Raw genomic sequence first — 16,149 nt, 5'->3', positions numbered from 1 at the left:
GGGACTCAGCTAGGGGCGAAGATCGTCTTGGGCATGCCCTCACCCGCCGGCCTGAACTGCTTCTCGATAGACGTGGCCAACTCCTCCAACTCCCAAGGAGCATCACGCTCGAGGGTCTCGATCTCTTCGAGGAAGTTGTACAAACCGACCTTGTACCCCGCCGCCGACAAGACCCGCCCGTTGAGCCACTTCGAGCGCTCACTGGCCAGATATGCCACCACCGAAGCCACATTGTCCGGCGAACTCTTCTGACTCACCTCATCGACCATCGACGCTCCCGTATGACGATTCTCGGACTGAACCGTCCCGGTGAGCCGGGTCGCAGCACCAGGCGAGATCGCGTTACTGGTCACCCCATACCGTTGCAACGACCGAGCCAACGACCAGGTCAAACCGATGATCCCCATCTTCGCGGCCGCGTAGTTGGGCTGCCCCGGTGAACCCTCGATACCCGAGATCGACGTGAAATTGATGATCCGGTTCTGCGCATCGGGATCACGCTGCTCACGCCAATACGCCGCCGCGGGCCGGATCGTGGAGTAATGCCCCTTCAAATGCACGCGAATGACCGCATCCCAATCCTTTTCCTCCAGATTGAAGATCATCCGGTCACGCAGGATCCCCGCGACGTTCACCACGATGTCGAGCTTGCCGTAGGTGTCGATCGCCTTCGCCACCAACCGCTCACCCGTGGCCGTGTCAGCAACATCACCACCGTCGTATTCCGCGCGACCACCACCCGCGATGATCTCCTGCGCCACGTTCTTGGCAGGACCCTCGTCGCCACCCACCCCATCGGCAGAGGTCCCCAAGTCATTGATCACCAGCGAAGCACCCTCGCGCGCAAACCGGCGAGCGATCGCCGCACCGATCCCATTACCACCACCGGTCACGATCGCAACCCGGCCGTCGAGACTACCCATACGAACACACTCCTCATTGAGACGCCAATCACCACCGACCGTAATAGAATCCCATACTAGAATGCAACACCAGGAACGAAACGCCAGCTCAACCCACCCCCGAACAACGACAGACAACCCACACCACCAACGCAAGCTGCGGTCACGATGAACCGCAGGACCCCCGAAGGGAACTGTTCGCCGACCTGCACGACTTACACGGACGGAGCGCTCGACTACGAGAACGAGATGCGACACCGTGCGGCCACACCCCAACTGCTTCGCCCGCGGGCTATCCAGATGAGATGCCCGCTCGTCGATGACCGGTCGAGATCGGCCTCCCCGTCGCGGCGACAAGACGTTTTACTGCACGTGGCGGAAAATCCCCGTCAGCCAATGCGATCGGGACCCGGCATGGACGATCGATCCTGTCGACGGCCGCCATGCCGATCTTCCCGAATTCGGGTATCGGTTCATCACCGACGACATTCCGACAGGGTTCGCGCGCCGCAGGAGGTCCTGACCGAAAGCGCCGAATCTGCGGCGCGGTCGGATCAGCGTAGCGATTGGCTGAGGGCGTGAGCGCTCGCGAGTAGCCGCTCACCAAGCTGAGCGCGCCGGGTTGGACCGAACCGGGTTTCAACTCCGGTGAGGCTCAGCGCCCAGGCAGGCTCACCGCGCCGGTCGAAGACGACCGCCCCCATTCCCCAGCTGCCCTCGACAAGCAGGCCGGGGTTTGTCGAATAGCCATCCCGCCGAACCTCGGAAAGACGCGCCCGCAATGCGGTGCTCGCGTGCGAAGGCCCCCATTTCTCGGTCAGGTCGACACAAGCCAGGTACTCCTCGACCTCTCGATCCGGTAGATGCGCGAGAATCGCCAGCCCGGCGGACGCCACGCCAAGGGGGAGCCGAATCCCGGTGTGCAGCACATGCGAGCGGAGCGGAAATGTGCCTTCTTCACTCGCAACACAGACGGTTTCACCCCCGCGCCGGGCGGAAAGGTAGGCGCTCTCTCCGGTGTCACGAGCCAGGTCGCGCAGAATCCTTCCAGCACTGTCGGTGATGTCGTAGCGGTTGGCTGCCAACGAGCCCAGCAAGTACAGCTCGGGCCCCAGCGACCAGCGGCCAGACCGCTGATCGCGGTCGACAAGTCCCTCCTCGGCCAGCGCCGACAGCAGGCGGTGTGCAGTGGGGCGAGCCAACGCCGATGCCCGCGCGATGCTCGCTGTCGATGCCCCATTCGGTTCGGTCGCAGCGATCGCACGGAGTAACGCTGCTGTTCGGGCAACCACGTGCGGCTTTGTTTCACCATCCACGCTGCCAGCATACGTTCACTGAATGGACGCAAGCTCCATGCGTAGGTCACCACACGAACAAACAGGTAGGTCCTCGAAGACTGCCGTTGATCTCCAAGAATTCTTCGACTTGGCTAGTCGTGACCAAACGAAAGCCAATCACTGAGTGAACGGGATTATGACATCGAAGAAGCTGGTCGCGTCCGCAGCCGAAGCCGTGGCGGACATCGGGGACGGGTCGTCTCTCGCCGTAGGTGGCTTCGGCCTGTGCGGCATCCCTACCGAATTGATCGCCGGGCTCGCGCAGAGTGGCGTCGGCGGCCTTGAGGTGTTCTCCAATAACTGCGGAGTCGACGACTGGGGGCTCGGGACCTTGTTGGCGGCCGGGCAGATTCGCCGCATCACTGCGTCGTATGTGGGTGAGAACAAGGAATTCGCGCGACAGTACCTGTCGGGGGAACTCGAGGTGGAGCTGACTCCGCAGGGCACACTCGCCGAGCGACTTCGTGCTGGCGGCGCCGGCATTCCCGCCTTCTACACCCCAGCCGGTGTCGGTACACCGGTTTCCGACGGAGGTCTGCCCTGGCGATACGCCACCGACGGCTCGGTAGCTGTGGCATCACCGCCGAAGGAGACGCGAATCTTCGGCGGTCGGTCCTACGTACTCGAGGAGGGGATCGTCGCCGACTTCGCGCTCGTCCACGCCGAAATCGGCGACAACGAAGGCAATCTCATCTTCGCCAAGACCGCGATGAACTTCAACCCCCTTACCGCTATGGCCGGCCGCATCACCATCGCGCAGGTCGAAAAACTCGTCGAACCCGGCGAACTCGATCCGGGCCGAATCCACCTGCCGGGTGTGTTCGTCCAGCGGGTAGTGCATGTGGGTGTTCAGGACAAGCGAATCGAGAAGCGGAAGGTGACGGTGTGAGCTGGTCACGAGAGCAGATTGCCGCGCGTGCCGCGGCCGAGATGATCAACGGCGAGTACGTCAATCTGGGGATCGGCCTGCCGACCCTGATCCCCAACTACCTGCCCGGCGACGTGCGGGTGGTCCTGCACTCGGAGAACGGAATCCTGGGCACCGGTCCCTACCCGAGCGCGGACGAGGTCGACCCCGATCTGATCAACGCGGGTAAGGAGACCGTGACGGTCAATCCCGGCGCTTCGTTCTTCGATTCGGGTCTGTCTTTCGCGATGATTCGTGGCGGTCATATCGACACCGCCGTACTCGGCGGCATGCAGGTCTCCAGCAACGGTGACCTCGCGAACTGGATGGTGCCCGGCAAAATGGTCAAGGGGATGGGCGGCGCGATGGACCTCGTGCACGGTGCCCGCCGGGTCATCGTGGTCATGGAACACACCGACCGCGACGGCGGATCGAAAATCGTCGAGCGTTGTTCACTGCCATTGACTGGACGGGCAGTGGTTCACCGCATCATCACCGATCTCGCGGTCATCGACGTGCGGGACGGGACCCTGGTGCTGCGCGAACTCGCACCGGATGTGACCGTCGAACAGGTAGGAGGGGCCACTGCAGCAGAGCTCATCGTCGACCTAGCCGCAGATACTCAAGCCTAGGGCGGATCGGAACTACGACGGGAAGGTCCACGTCGCATCCACTTCTCCGTCAACTAGGCATCTCGGCCGAACGCTCCCACCGAAATGGGGCTTCGATGTGAGGGGTAGCCGCCCGGACCAAAGGTCGCGATCATCGGGTCGACAATATCGGTACCGATCTGATGATCGAGGTCATCCGGCACTCCCGGTATCTGGAATCGGGCGCGATGGTCGGCATGGATCCGAACTCTGACGGACAGGCCGCACGAGCAACCCGACGGAAGGTGCCGACCCCCACGACGCAGAGGATGGCCTGATCTCCATGTCGGAATCCGACGATATCGAGATCGTTCCGATGCGACCTCGGCCAATGCCCATAAGGTCAATCACGAAAGATTGGCGCTGTTGGGTAAACGGTTGATCGACCTGACACCTGCGGCGATCGGCCCGTTCGTCGTACCTGCGGACAACCTCGATCGACACCTCGACTAGGTCGATGTGCACATGGTGACCTGCGGTGGTCAGGCCACCATTCCGATCGTGGCCGCAGTGCCGCGGGTCGTGCCCGTGGTCTACCCCGAGATCGTGGGGGCAATCGCCTCGAATCGGCCGGACCCGGTACTGCCCGAATAGCGTTCGGACTGCCAACGGTTGGGCTCAACGTGACCCAAAACTGCCTATTTCCAGCAGAAATGAGAAGAGCATAGCTCCCAACAATTCTCAACACGTCCGGTCGTCTCCTGCTGAACTCGTGTTGATCGGTGTCAGACGTCAAATTTCTGTCGGCAACTGCGCATGCTTCAATTTACGACTTCACCGACCGACCTCGACGCAATCGCTACCGTCCAACGTCGCCGAGTGTCTGCGCCGACGCAGATAGCGAGTCATCTTTCGCCGCCCGTACATTCGCTCAGGGCTATCGGCCTGCCCGCGCAGTACATCGTCGAGGCCGGCATCAGCGACATATTCGAGCATGTGGACCACCGAGAGCCGATCGGCGCAGGCCGGACCCGCGTTGTTGCCGGCGATCCATCGAGTGGCGACCGCGCCCGCGAAGGACGAGCCCCCCCGATGGCGCGGTGCAGGGTAACAAGCAGGATCAGCGTTCCTGGCCTGAGATGACCCGGCGGGTAATCAGCGGTGGGTGAAGACCGGTGGCCGCTTCTCGATGAATGCGCTCATACCTTCGGTCTGATCGTCTATCGCGAAAATCGAATGGAAAACCCTGCGCTCGAAGCGTATTCCTTCCGCCAGGGTGGTCTCGAAGGATCGGTTCACCGCTTCTTTGGCGATCATCGTCACCGGCAGGGATTTGGCGGCGATTGTCTCGGCGACCTCGGCGGCGACGTCGTGCAGGTTCTCGGCGGGCACGAGGCGCGAGACGAGCCCGGCGCGTTCGGCTTCCTCGGCGTCGATGGTGCGTCCGGTGAGTACCAGATCCATCGCCTTGGCCTTGCCGACCGCGCGGGTGAGGCGCTGCGAGCCACCGATGCCGGGTATCACGCCGAGCTTGACCTCAGGTTGCCCGAATTGCGCTGTGTCGGCGGCGATCAGGATGTCGCAGAGCATGGCGAGCTCGCAGCCACCGCCCAGGGCGTAGCCCGCCACCGCGGCAATGGTGGGTTTGCGGAACTGCGCGAGCCGGTCCCAGCGGGCGAAGTAGTCGTCCATGAACATGTCCATGTAGGACTTGGGCTGCATCTCCTTGATGTCGGCACCGGCCGCGAAGGCCTTGTCCGAGCCCGTGATCACCACGGCGCCGATCTCGTCGTCGTGCTCGAGCTCGTCGAAAGCGGAGATCAGGTCGTCGAGAACCTGGGTGTTGAGGGCGTTGAGCGCCTTCGGTCGGTTCAGTGTGATCCAGCCGACCCGGTTCTTTGCTTCGACGAGAATGGTCTGGTAGTCGCTCATTTGGAACCTTCCTGGGAGCGGTCGCGGATGTCGGTGACGATGGCCGAGAAGTCTTGTCCGGCGGCGGTCTGGTTGAAACGTTCGTAGATGGCGGCGACCAGTTCGCCGAGTTGGCCGTCGATGCCGTTGGCGCGCAGGGCGTTCGCGGCCAGGGTCAGATCCTTCGACATCAGGGCCGTGGCGAATCCGGGCTCGTAGTCGTTGTTGGCCGGGCTGGTCGGCACCGGGCCAGGGACCGGACAGTAGCTGGTCAGTGCCCAGCTCTGCCCCGAGGCGGTGGAGACCACGTCGAAGAAGGACTGGTGGCTCAAACCGAGCCGCTCACCGAGCACGATGGCTTCGGAGAGCCCGATCATCGAGATTCCGAGCAGCATGTTGTTGCAGATCTTGGCGGCCTGGCCGACACCGGCGTCGCCGCAGTGCACGACCTTGCCCCCCATCACGGCTAAGACCTCGCTCGCGTCGGCGAAGTCGGCTGCCGCACCGCCGACCATGAAGGTCAGCGTGCCCGCCGTCGCTCCGGAAACACCCCCGGAGACCGGAGCGTCGAGCGGCCGATGTCCGGCCGCGATCGCTTGCGCAGCAGCGGCTTTCGCGTCGGCAACGTCGATGGTGGAACAGTCGAGAAACAGTGTGCCCGGTGTCGCGACGGGCAGCAGTTCGGCATACAGGTCGAGCACGAGCCTGCCGTTGGGCAACATGGTGATCACCACATCACGTTCCAGCGCCGCCTGCGCGGCGGTGGCCGCGACGGTGGCACCGTCGGTGCGCGCACGATCCTGGGCGGCGGGCACCGGATCGTAGGCGAGCACGTCGTAGCCGGCCCGCACCAGGTTGGCTGCCATCGGCGCGCCCATGTGGCCGAGGCCGAGAAAACCGATCTTTTTCGTCATCGTTGTGCCTCCTGTTCGGTCGCCCGCAGTTCCCGTTCGCCCAGATCGGCGAAATAGGCAGCGACCTGGTCGTCGGTGACCTCGGTGAGCGTCGCGGGTGACCACCCCGGATTACGGTCTTTGTCGATCACCTGGGCGCGGATGCCCTCGACCAGATCGGGTGAACCGAGCGCGGCGATCGAGACCCGGTACTCCTGGTTCAGCGCCGCTTCCAGATCGGGCAGCTCGCGTGCCGCGCGCAACGAACGCAACGTGACCTTTAGCGCGACAGGCGATTTGGTGAGCACATCCTCGGCGGCCTTGGTCGCCTCCGGTGCGTCGGAGGCCCGCAGGCGGGCCACGATTTCCTCGACGGTGCCCGTGCTGTAGCAGCCGTCGATCCAGCTGCGCTGGGCGAGCAGATCCGAGTTCGGCGCAGGTTGTGCGACCGAGGCGATCGCCTCGTCCACGCTTGTGGTGCGCAGTGCCGACAGCAGCTGCGCCAGTGCGGTCGAGGGCACATAGTGGTCGGCGAATCCGACGGCGATCGCGTCACCGGCGGTCATCCGGGCAGTTGTCAACGCGACATGAGTGCCGACTTCGCCCGGTGCGCGCGAGAGCAGGAAGGTGCCACCGACATCGGGCACGAACCCGATGCCGACCTCGGGCATGCCGATGCGGGACCGTTCGGTGACGATTCGGTGGCTGCCGTGCGCGGACAGACCGACGCCACCACCCATCACGATGCCGTCCATGACCACCACGTACGGCTTGGGATAGCGACCGATCATCGCGTTGAGTAGGTACTCGTCGCGCCAGAACCGTCCGGTCGGCGAATCCGCGTCCAACGCACCAGTTGTCGCGTCGGCGTGGATGGCGACGATGTCGCCGCCCGCGCACAGCCCGCGCTCACCCGCACCGGTTACCACGACCGCGCGGACCGCGTCATCGCTGACCCACACCCGCAGCGCGTCGGTGATCGCCAGCACCATCGGATGATTCAGGGCGTTGATGGCCTTGGGCCGGTTCAGAGTGATGAGGCCCAGGCCGTTCTCGACGGTGATCAGTACTTCGGGTTCGCCGGTCATGCCGCTCCTGTCACTGCGCGGGCGACGACCACCCGCATGATTTCGTTGGTGCCTTCGAGGATCTGGTGGACCCGCAGGTCCCGCACGATCTTCTCCAAACCGTATTCGTGCAGATAGCCGTAGCCGCCGTGCAACTGCAGTGCCTTGTTGGCCACCTCGAAGCCGACATCGGTGGCGAATCGCTTGGCCATGGCACACAGTTCGATCTTGTCCGGAGCGTCGGCGTCGAGCGCGGCCGCGGCCCGCCACAGCAAGGTCCGTGCTGCTTCCAAATCGGTCCGCATGTCGGCCAGCTCGAACCGCAGGGCGTCGTTGCGGACCAGCGGCTTACCGAAGACCCAGCGATCAGCCAGGTACGCCGCCGCTTTGTCGAGCGCCACCTGTGCGCCGCCGACCGAGCACGCGGCGATATTGAGCCGCCCGCCGTTGAGGGCGCTCATCGCGATCGAGAAGCCGTCGCCCTCGTCGCCGAGCCGGTTGGCGACCGGCACCCGTGCGTCCTCAAGGATCACTTGGCGTGTCGGCTGCGCGTTCCAGCCCATCTTCCGTTCGTTCGGTCCCACGGTCAGCCCCGGGGTGTCGGCGGGCACGATCAGCGCCGAGATGCCGTGCGCGCCGTCGCCGCCGGTGCGCACCATCATCACGTACACGTCGTTGGCGCCCGCGCCGGAGATGAATTGCTTGGCGCCGGTGAGGACGTAGTCGTCGCCGTCACGAATGGCCTTGGTGCTCAGGGCCGCCGCGTCGGACCCGACGCCCGGCTCGGTGAGGGCGTAGCTGCCGAGCAGTTCCATCGAGGCCATGCCGGGCACCCAGCGGTGGCGCTGTTCCTCGGTGCCGTAGGCATCGATCATCCACGTCGCCATGTTGTGGATCGACATGTAGGCCGCGACCGACGGGCAGCCCGTCGCGAGCTGTTCGAAGATGCGCACGGCGTCGAGCCTGCGCAGAGCCGAGCCACCGACGTCCTCGGCGACGTAGATGCCGCCGAGGCCGACCGGACCCGCCTTGCGCAACACATCCACCGGAAAGTGCTTGTGTTCGTCCCATTCCAGCGCGTTCGGCGCGAGGAATTCGTCGGCGAACTGGCGCGCGGTCTCGATGATCGCGCGTTCGTCGTCGTTGAGAATGAACATCGACGCTCAGTCCATCGTGGGGATGACGAAGGCGTTGGACTCCTTCAGCCCCGCGGGCCAGCGCTGGGTCACCGTCTTGGTCTTGGTGTAGAAGCGGATCGAATCCGGGCCGTGCTGGTTCAGATCGCCGAAGCCCGAACGCTTCCAGCCACCGAAGGTGTAGTACGCGATCGGCACCGGGATCGGCACATTGATACCGACCATGCCGACCTGCACGCGAGCGGCGAAGTCACGGGCGGTGTCGCCGTCGCGGGTGAAGATGGCGACACCGTTGCCGTACTCGTGCTCGTTCGCCAGGCGCAGACCCTCCTCGAAGTCCTGCGCGCGCACCACGGTCACGACCGGACCGAAGATCTCCTCCTTGTAGACACGCATCTCCGGGGTGACCTTGTCGAACAGGCTCGCGCCGACGAAGTACCCGTTCTCGGCGCCTTCGACGGTCAGCCCGCGCCCGTCGACGACCAGCTCGGCGCCCTCGTCGACACCGATCTGTACGTAGTTGTTGACCCGGTCCACCCCGTCCTGGCCGACCAGCGGGCCGAAGTCGGCGCCCGGGTCGTCGGAGCGGCCGACGTTGAGCTTGTGCACCCGCTCGGTCAGCTTCGCGACCAGCCTATCCGCGGTCTCTTCGCCCACCGGTACTGCCACCGAGATCGCCATGCAGCGCTCACCCGCCGACCCGTAGCCCGCGCCGATCAGCTGATCGGCCACGTCGTCGAGGTCGGCGTCGGGCATCACGATCGCGTGGTTCTTCGCGCCGCCGAAGCACTGCGCGCGCTTGCCGTTGGCGGTCGCGGTCTCGTAGATGTACTGCGCGATCGGCGTGGAGCCGACGAAACCGACGGCCTTGATCCGCTCGTCGCGCAGGATCGTATCGACGGCGTCCTTGCCGCCGTTGACCACGTTGAACACCCCCGGCGGCAGCCCGGCCTCGACGAACAGCTCCGCCAAGCGCAGCGGCACCGACGGGTCACGCTCGGACGGCTTGAGCACGAACGCGTTGCCACACGCCAAGGCCGGGCCCGCCTTCCACAGCGGGATCATGGCCGGGAAGTTGAACGGGGTGATACCCGCGACGACGCCGAGGGGCTGGCGCATCGAGTACACGTCGATGCCGGTACCCGCGCTCTCGGTGTACTCGCCCTTGAGCAGGTGCGGAATACCGACCGCGAACTCGATCACTTCCAGACCACGTTGGATATCACCTTTGGCATCGGCGATCGTCTTGCCGTGCTCGGCCGACAACAATGCGGCCAGGCTGTCGATCTCGTCGTTGACCAGCGTCAGGAACTTCATCAGCACCCTGGCCCGCTTCTGCGGGTTGAACGCCGCCCACACCGGCTGGGCGGCGGCCGCGTTCGCGATCGCCGCCTCGACTTCGGCGGAGTTCGCCAGCGGAACCCGGGCCTGCACCTGCCCTGTGTTCGGATCGAACACCTCACCGAACACACCCGACGTACCCCCGACGTGCTCACCGCCGATGAAGTGGGTCAACTCACGCACCATGCCAGTTCCTTTTCTGTTGCTCACGACTCGCCAAATCAAAATCCAAGGACATCCAATAGATGGACGTCCTACTAAATGGAGCGTCGCATCTTGGCTCCCCCTTGTCAACAGCAGACCGATCGGCGACAGAACACATACGGCCCCGCCTACCGACCGTCTCGGCTTCGATGGGGTGAATCCGGTGGTCAACTACGTATTCACCCGTCACGGGCGTGAAATGCTCGCGATCACACCTCGGCGACCGCCTGCCCCTCACCGCGACCAGGGCCACCGACTGCCACAACGCCCACGGACCCGACCACCCCGATTCCCAGCGGTCCCTCCATTTTCGCTGCTGATGGATCCCTCTACCCGGTCTTCGACGAGGGGGTGCGGCATTCGGCGAGGGCTTGGTCGTGGTTGCCTTGCTTGTAGTTCCAGAAGGCCATCACCGCACCCGCGAAACCAAGCTGTTGCTTTCCGCCTACTCGGCGAAACACCGGAAACGCCGAAGCTGCCGTCGCGGCGCTCCGCGACCTGCTCACCGCCAGCCTCGAAGTCGACGGCCCCTTCCCCCTCGCTGTCCGCTTCCACCTGGGCTGGTGGCTCGACGAGACAACGACATCCCCGGCACCATCAGCAACTACGAAGACATGATCGACGACTGCACCCGGATCCACGGCGCCCGCCACCCCAACACCCTCTCCCTGCGCACCGCTCTCGCCGACCTCCGCGCAAAGCAGGGCGATCTCGACACCGCCATGGCTGAACTCGGATCTGTCCTGCACGTCCGACACGAAGTCTTGGGACCCGATCACCCCGAAATCCTGAGAGCCGACACTCGCTTCTCCGATGCAAAGGACACCAAGACCCGCGAGCCGTGCTCTCCAATTACACCCACCTCCTCGCGGACTGGGACCGACTTCTCGGAGCGCACAGCATGCCGCTCTGAGCGTCCGCAAGGAGCTCGCACGATGCCAAGCAGCCGCCGGCGACACCGCCGAAGTCATCGCCACTGCAACCGCGGTCACCGAACAATTCCGGCAGATCCTGGGCCCAGACCACCCCGCCACCCGAGCCACCGACGAATTCGTCAACGCTCTGCAAACCGCCTGATAGGTACGAACTGGCGCCGCGCTGACCGGTGTCACCCGAACGCGGAGGCTGCACGGGATCGTCAACAGATCTCGGCAGCAGCGACACACGCCGACGCAAGCGGGCCACCCGGCGCCGCTGCCAACCGGACGAAATCACGCCATGCCCGGAGAAACCCGCGCGACGACATTGCCGATGTTCTCGTGGCCATAAAGAAGTTGAAATCAAAACTTGACGCTCCGTCGGCCCAGCAACAGAAGTCGCCGCTACTTCAGCCGTCGGATTGGTCGCACCCATCGGAGAAGGAGTCTGTCTACCGTGGTCCATAACTCGGCCAACAACTCGAGGCAGGCCCAGACCATCTGTTTCGGATCAGTAATTACCCTGCGCAAGCGTGTGACCGTTTTGTGGATGTTTTGAGCGTCGGGGTTACCCGCACTCTGGATATTTCAGCGAACACGCCCACTCGGTCCTCATCGATCCCGACGATGAAAGCCTGCGAACTATTGCGATGTTAAAAGGTGAGCCGCGACCACGCACCAGCGCGGAAACCCCGACGTTCGTAAGCACCTAGGCTCGGTCATCAGCTTTCGGCAATCCCCAGGCAAACTGCTTGGCGAACGCCGCCCACTCTCGGTCCGTATCGAATCGGCGCTTGCAACCTCATGGGGCTTCGAGCGTGCGAGGCAGGCATCTTCGCGCCGGATGGCCCCTAGGCTTACTGCCATCATCGTTGCGCCGCTGGGTCAGGACCAAGCTGACGAAGGACGTTGACGAGACGAGTTGCACCCGCGCATTGGAGTTCCGGTAGCTGTCTTCGCGGAGGCCGCGGCGGTCCTGTGAACCAGCGCAGGTGCTTCAGCTCAGAGGCTGAGTTGCCGCACAAGGGGCGCGGCTATCTGCGGTAATTCGCTAAGAGTGGCTTGTGTCGTCGATGTTCCTGGCGCCCTAGCCGCTCAACCGCGGTCGGAGGCCGCGGACGAACTCGGTGCAGCCGGGCCGGGGGCCGTGAAGGGAATCATGCCGTTCCGAGCGGGCCCAGCCGGCACAAAGCCCAGTTTGCGTAGCATCCCGAGGCTCTCCTCGTTCCTGGAATCGACAGACCCGCCCAACGTCACTACGTCCGCCAGTTCCGGACGATCGAACACGGCCTCGAGCGCTGCCGACCCGAAACCTTTCGTCTGTTGCAAAGGGTCGATAACGATATTCACGCCAGCATGGAAGGGTGGCATCACCGGATCGTCCTCCCGTTCAGTCCAACTGCCGGTCACCTGCACGGAGACGAACCCGACCGCCACACCAGCGGCATCACGAACCATGTAGCGCACCAGCGGCCGTGCGAGGTATTTGCCGGTGCCCACCTTCGAGCCGAGCGCACCGGGACTCAGTTGGTGCTCCAAGTCGTGGACGTACTTCAGCACATCCTCGTCTTCCCACCACCGCCGCAACGTGGGCATATCTCTCGACGTGTATTCGGTAAGTGCGATCTCGGGCAGTGTCATGGCCGACAACGTATCCCGCGCAGCGATCGGTGCGGCAAGATCGCCGATTCGGGTCGGTTATCGGCGGCCTGAACGGAGGAGTCTGCGAGCCAGCAGGACAACGAACACGAGGACGGAGAGGGTGCCGACAAAGGACTCGATCACTAATACGATCCGCGCAGCGCCTGAATAACCGCTGGTATCGCCGAGTCCGAGGGGGCTGAAGAAGTTGATGATGCCCGCATGGGCCATCTCCGATATCGAATACTCCCCCGGTGTAAAGGCGAGCAGGAGTGTGAACAGAACGATCTGGGCGATGATCCAGCCGAGCATCCGAAACGGCAGATAACCATATCCGCAGAGTAAGTCGGCGGCAAGCATGCCGAGGTTGCGGAGGCCGACGGGTCGCGCGGTGCGGCGAGCTCGTGCGAAGGCGAGCTCGCATCGTTCCTGGGTGGCGGTTTCCTCGTTCTGGTAGTGCACGATCGCTGCCCGCTTGTAGGCGAAGGCGGCGTGGGTGAACAGCCCGTATTCCAGCATCCATTTCCCGACACGCTCGTAGAGGTCGGCGAGCACACTCTTCTCCGTGTAATTGAGGCGCACGGGCCCGTGGAATTCGACTTCGGCCGCCAGCAGGGCGGCGAAGTACTCAGCGGGAACCCCGCGGCGCGGCTCGTGCGGGCCGGGCCGCTCGGACACCGACGCGACGTCGAGCACGGCCCCGGCTTCGAAGTAGATGTCGGCCAGCACGAGGTTGTTGCGGTTACGGCGAGCCACTGGAGGGTCGTAGCACTCCAGGACCAGGCTCACCATGTCGTGGAGCTTTTCCAGGCTTCGCTGTTCCAGCTCTTGCCGGCGCGTGTGCGGTTCGTACCGGAAGGTGTCGACCTCGCGCGCGTAGGCCTGCGCGTGTTCGGTGATCAAGGGCCGCACATCGGCAGCGACCGGGATGGCCCTGAACTGTTCTTCGTCTCCAATCTGCTCCGCAGCCGACCCGCCATCGCCGGTGCTTGCCGGGCCGGTTGTGGTGGTCTCGGCGTTCGCGTCACGGAGATCACGCACCGCTCGCCATCGTTGTTGCCACAGCGTCAGGTCGAAACGCGCCGCGTCGACGACCATGCCGTCCTCGGCGGCGGCCCTGCGGCACGCGTCGACGAACGCCAACACCGTCGCGATCGAGGGCAGCCGCTTGCCCCGGATCGCGTCCGAGGCGGTCGTACTCGGCAGCGATATCGCTCGGCCAGCCGAGGAGTCGGTGCCCCGCAGCTTCGACAGGTTCTGAATCCGGGCGAAACTGGGCTTTCCCGCGTGGTTACGCAAGTCGGCCAACGCCGCCGCGAAGTCCTCGATCGCACGCTGTGTATCCCCGACCATCACAGCGCACATTGTGCCAACCTCACACTGCCGCAGACGATCACGATGCCATACCCCACATGACCGCGGACGCGGCGAGCGCCAAGACGGCCACCAGGACGCACAGGCGCACGGTGGTGCCCCAGTCTTTCATCGCCGCCCGCACCGTCGTGCCGATCTCTCTCCACATATCGCCTCCTGAGGGGTGTGCTGGACCTCCATTCCAGACGCGAAAACCGCCGCCGTGATCCTCCTCGGCCGGCCTCGGACACACTTCGACCGAGCTCGGCCGGAATCGGCGAATATCGGCCGACATTCGCCGGATCGGGAGATGAACATCAGGCCCATCTATCCACTCTCACCTCGGTACGCAGAGCGCATCCAGAACCGTGCCCTCGCGTAGGGCACCGACCCCAGCGGATGTGCCTGGTACTCCATGGGCAGGACGACCGGCGGGCACCGATCGACCCGACCAGAAGGTAGAGCGTCGCCCACCCGACCGTCACCATGCGGGAATTCGGCGACGCAGACCACGATCTCTTGCACGAGCCGGTACACCGAGCGGTAACCGAGACGATCATCGACTTCATCCTCATCCGAGGTCGAGAGCGGTTCCGGCCCAATGCTCACCGACACCGAACGGTTCGCCCCCTATCCGAACACCAGCAAGCAGGACGCGACAGTCCGTGCCTCGCACCTCCGCTCGACTATGCACAGCCAACCCTGCCGAACATCCGCTCTCGGGTGAGTTCATCGAGCCATGCGACAGTCGCTTCGACCGAAGCCGAGTCAAGGCTCGCGGTCTCCGTATAGCCGTTCTCGGCAGCGATAACGCACGCCGTCGCTATCGACACGCCAGCACCTCGCCATCGCTCAACGACGGCACGTTCAACCGCGAGCGCATCCATCCGGGACATCTGCCACTGGCACTGCTTCCCGTTGAACTCGACCAGCCGCCACCCACGTCGAAAGTGAGACTTCAATCGTGCCGAAGTCGCCCCAGCCACACCGACTTTGAGCGCACGGCGGCGTTCAGACCAGATCAAATACAGCGTGGTCGGCAGGTCAGCACGGCGCCGGCGGGCGCAGTCGGGACACCGGGTCTCGGTTTCGTCTTCCAGGTCGTATTTACTCGACACAAACCAACCCTCGGCATTCGCCAGGGCGCGCAGCGCCGCCCCAGCCGCCACCGTGGCGGCTGCCTCGTCCTTTCCACTGCGCATGCGAATCCTGACGCATCCTACCGAGATGCCTTGCTGGAATAGGTCGTTGAGAACGATCCGCCCGCGAGTCGGTAGCAGTAAACCAGCTGCCTTCAGGGTGGAGCAATGTTCCTCGAAACCGTTGACACCGCTGTAACCGACCGACTTCGTCGAGTGCGCTGTTCCGTTGTGGGGCAATTGATTCGCGCACCGGATCGCTGTGTAAGTTGACCCTCAGTCGGAATGATCCGCCAGCTGCCCCTCACGAACATTTGGTAGGGCTACACGACCATTGCGTGACAGGTGATGGATCAGCCGACGGCACACCTGTCTGCGGTCGCCATGATTCTCTCCACCCCTGACTTGACGTCATCTGTTGTGGCTGTTGGGGTTCGGTCAGGCTGCTTGCAGGGAACGGATCGAGTTGCCGAAGCGGGTGCCGTCGATGACGGTGCGCAGCGATTCCCCGTCGGAATTGCTCGCGCCCAGCGTCAGCAGCAGGGGGACGAAATGATCGGCGGTGGGGTGCGCGACCGCGGCGCCCGGGCCCTTGCGGCGGTAATCGAGCAGCGCGTCGATGTCGTTGCGTGCCAACGCATCGGTGGCCCATTCGTCGAAGGCGGCGGTGTGACCGGCCAGGGCGGGATTACGCATGACCTGGAAGCTGTGGGTCCGTCATGAAGCCGGAGCCGAGCACGAGCACACCCTCCTCGCGCAGGGGGCGCAGCCTCTCCCCCAGTGCCAGCAGAGCTTGTGGGTCCAAGCTCGG

Annotated in this window: 17 protein-coding genes and 1 pseudogene; 5 read left to right on the top strand and 13 right to left on the bottom strand. The window is 64.2% G+C overall.

Annotation, left to right across the window (positions count from 1 at the left end):
* Positions 1 to 5 precede the first annotated feature (5 nt).
* Both AB0I35_RS15320 and AB0I35_RS15315 read right to left on the bottom strand, forming a co-directional pair.
* Complete coding sequence (locus AB0I35_RS15320; RefSeq protein WP_357396556.1) at positions 6 to 923, bottom strand: SDR family oxidoreductase; 918 nt, start codon at positions 921 to 923, stop codon at positions 6 to 8.
* A 533-nt stretch (positions 924 to 1,456) separates the two neighbouring features.
* Positions 1,457 to 2,218 (bottom strand): IclR family transcriptional regulator, encoded by a 762-nt coding sequence (locus AB0I35_RS15315; protein WP_357396554.1) that lies wholly within the window; start codon positions 2,216 to 2,218, stop codon positions 1,457 to 1,459.
* A 157-nt stretch (positions 2,219 to 2,375) separates the two neighbouring features.
* On the opposite strand from AB0I35_RS15315, the gene AB0I35_RS15310 reads away from it, so the two are divergent.
* The 3 genes and pseudogenes from AB0I35_RS15310 to AB0I35_RS15300 form a co-directional block, all read left to right on the top strand.
* Entirely contained in the window at positions 2,376 to 3,128 is a 753-nt protein-coding gene (locus AB0I35_RS15310; protein WP_357396553.1) for a CoA transferase subunit A, read from the top strand.
* Positions 3,129 to 3,169: 41 nt separating this feature from the next.
* Positions 3,170 to 3,778: a 3-oxoacid CoA-transferase subunit B gene (locus tag AB0I35_RS15305; RefSeq protein ID WP_357396998.1), complete on the top strand. Its 609-nt coding sequence runs from the start codon at positions 3,170 to 3,172 to the stop codon at positions 3,776 to 3,778.
* Between the two features lie 129 nt (positions 3,779 to 3,907).
* Positions 3,908 to 4,360: pseudogene (locus AB0I35_RS15300) on the top strand (acetaldehyde dehydrogenase (acetylating)); the annotation flags it as partial.
* Positions 4,361 to 4,891: 531 nt separating this feature from the next.
* Here the strand turns inward: AB0I35_RS15300 and AB0I35_RS15295 are convergent.
* From AB0I35_RS15295 to AB0I35_RS15270, 6 genes are all read right to left on the bottom strand, one after another.
* Positions 4,892 to 5,668: an enoyl-CoA hydratase gene (locus AB0I35_RS15295; RefSeq protein ID WP_357396552.1), complete on the bottom strand. Its 777-nt coding sequence runs from the start codon at positions 5,666 to 5,668 to the stop codon at positions 4,892 to 4,894.
* On the bottom strand, positions 5,665 to 6,561 hold the full coding sequence (gene mmsB, locus AB0I35_RS15290) for a 3-hydroxyisobutyrate dehydrogenase (protein ID WP_357396551.1): 897 nt from the start codon (positions 6,559 to 6,561) through the stop codon (positions 5,665 to 5,667). Before mmsB ends, AB0I35_RS15295 begins: the two co-directional genes overlap by 4 nt.
* A complete protein-coding gene (locus AB0I35_RS15285; RefSeq protein WP_357396549.1) occupies positions 6,558 to 7,628 on the bottom strand; it encodes an enoyl-CoA hydratase/isomerase family protein in 1,071 nt (356 codons plus the stop codon). Before AB0I35_RS15285 ends, mmsB begins: the two co-directional genes overlap by 4 nt.
* Positions 7,625 to 8,764 carry an acyl-CoA dehydrogenase family protein gene (locus tag AB0I35_RS15280; protein WP_357396548.1) on the bottom strand — a complete coding sequence of 380 codons (1,140 nt, stop codon included), beginning with the start codon at positions 8,762 to 8,764 and terminating at the stop codon, positions 7,625 to 7,627. The genes AB0I35_RS15285 and AB0I35_RS15280 overlap by 4 nt, the downstream gene beginning before the upstream one ends.
* 6 nt (positions 8,765 to 8,770) lie before the next feature.
* A complete protein-coding gene (locus AB0I35_RS15275) occupies positions 8,771 to 10,270 on the bottom strand; it encodes a CoA-acylating methylmalonate-semialdehyde dehydrogenase (protein ID WP_357396547.1) in 1,500 nt (499 codons plus the stop codon).
* Positions 10,271 to 10,617: 347 nt separating this feature from the next.
* Positions 10,618 to 11,067, bottom strand: a complete 450-nt coding sequence (locus tag AB0I35_RS15270; protein ID WP_357397022.1) for a hypothetical protein — start codon at positions 11,065 to 11,067, stop codon at positions 10,618 to 10,620.
* Here AB0I35_RS15270 and AB0I35_RS15265 point away from each other — a divergent pair.
* Positions 10,957 to 11,673, top strand: a complete 717-nt coding sequence (locus AB0I35_RS15265) for a tetratricopeptide repeat protein (protein WP_357396996.1) — start codon at positions 10,957 to 10,959, stop codon at positions 11,671 to 11,673. The genes AB0I35_RS15270 and AB0I35_RS15265 overlap by 111 nt on opposite strands.
* A gap of 627 nt (positions 11,674 to 12,300) precedes the next feature.
* Here the strand turns inward: AB0I35_RS15265 and AB0I35_RS15260 are convergent.
* Positions 12,301 to 12,846: a GNAT family protein gene (locus AB0I35_RS15260; RefSeq protein WP_357396546.1), complete on the bottom strand. Its 546-nt coding sequence runs from the start codon at positions 12,844 to 12,846 to the stop codon at positions 12,301 to 12,303.
* Between the two features lie 57 nt (positions 12,847 to 12,903).
* Positions 12,904 to 13,944 carry a hypothetical protein gene (locus AB0I35_RS15255; protein WP_357396545.1) on the bottom strand — a complete coding sequence of 347 codons (1,041 nt, stop codon included), beginning with the start codon at positions 13,942 to 13,944 and terminating at the stop codon, positions 12,904 to 12,906.
* Between AB0I35_RS15255 and AB0I35_RS15250 the strand changes: the two genes are divergently transcribed.
* Positions 13,943 to 14,107 carry a hypothetical protein gene (locus AB0I35_RS15250; RefSeq protein ID WP_357396544.1) on the top strand — a complete coding sequence of 55 codons (165 nt, stop codon included), beginning with the start codon at positions 13,943 to 13,945 and terminating at the stop codon, positions 14,105 to 14,107. The two genes, AB0I35_RS15255 and AB0I35_RS15250, sit on opposite strands and share 2 nt — an antisense overlap.
* Positions 14,108 to 14,239: 132 nt before the next feature.
* On the opposite strand, the gene AB0I35_RS15245 is transcribed toward AB0I35_RS15250, so the two are convergent.
* The 3 genes from AB0I35_RS15245 to AB0I35_RS15235 all read right to left on the bottom strand — a co-directional run bounded on the left by AB0I35_RS15245 (position 14,240) and on the right by AB0I35_RS15235 (position 16,034).
* Entirely contained in the window at positions 14,240 to 14,368 is a 129-nt protein-coding gene (locus tag AB0I35_RS15245; RefSeq protein WP_357396543.1) for a hypothetical protein, read from the bottom strand.
* A 517-nt stretch (positions 14,369 to 14,885) separates the two neighbouring features.
* Complete coding sequence (locus AB0I35_RS15240) at positions 14,886 to 15,401, bottom strand: hypothetical protein (protein WP_357396541.1); 516 nt, start codon at positions 15,399 to 15,401, stop codon at positions 14,886 to 14,888.
* A 375-nt stretch (positions 15,402 to 15,776) separates the two neighbouring features.
* Positions 15,777 to 16,034: a hypothetical protein gene (locus tag AB0I35_RS15235; RefSeq protein WP_357396540.1), complete on the bottom strand. Its 258-nt coding sequence runs from the start codon at positions 16,032 to 16,034 to the stop codon at positions 15,777 to 15,779.
* Between the last annotated feature and the right edge of the window lie 115 nt (positions 16,035 to 16,149).

The sequence above is a fragment of the Nocardia sp. NPDC050378 genome, from assembly GCF_040655675.1.
GTDB lineage: Bacteria > Actinomycetota > Actinomycetes > Mycobacteriales > Mycobacteriaceae > Nocardia > Nocardia coubleae.
The sequence above is the reverse complement of the archived record's forward strand: the minus strand, read 5'-3'. Positions and strand labels throughout refer to the sequence as shown.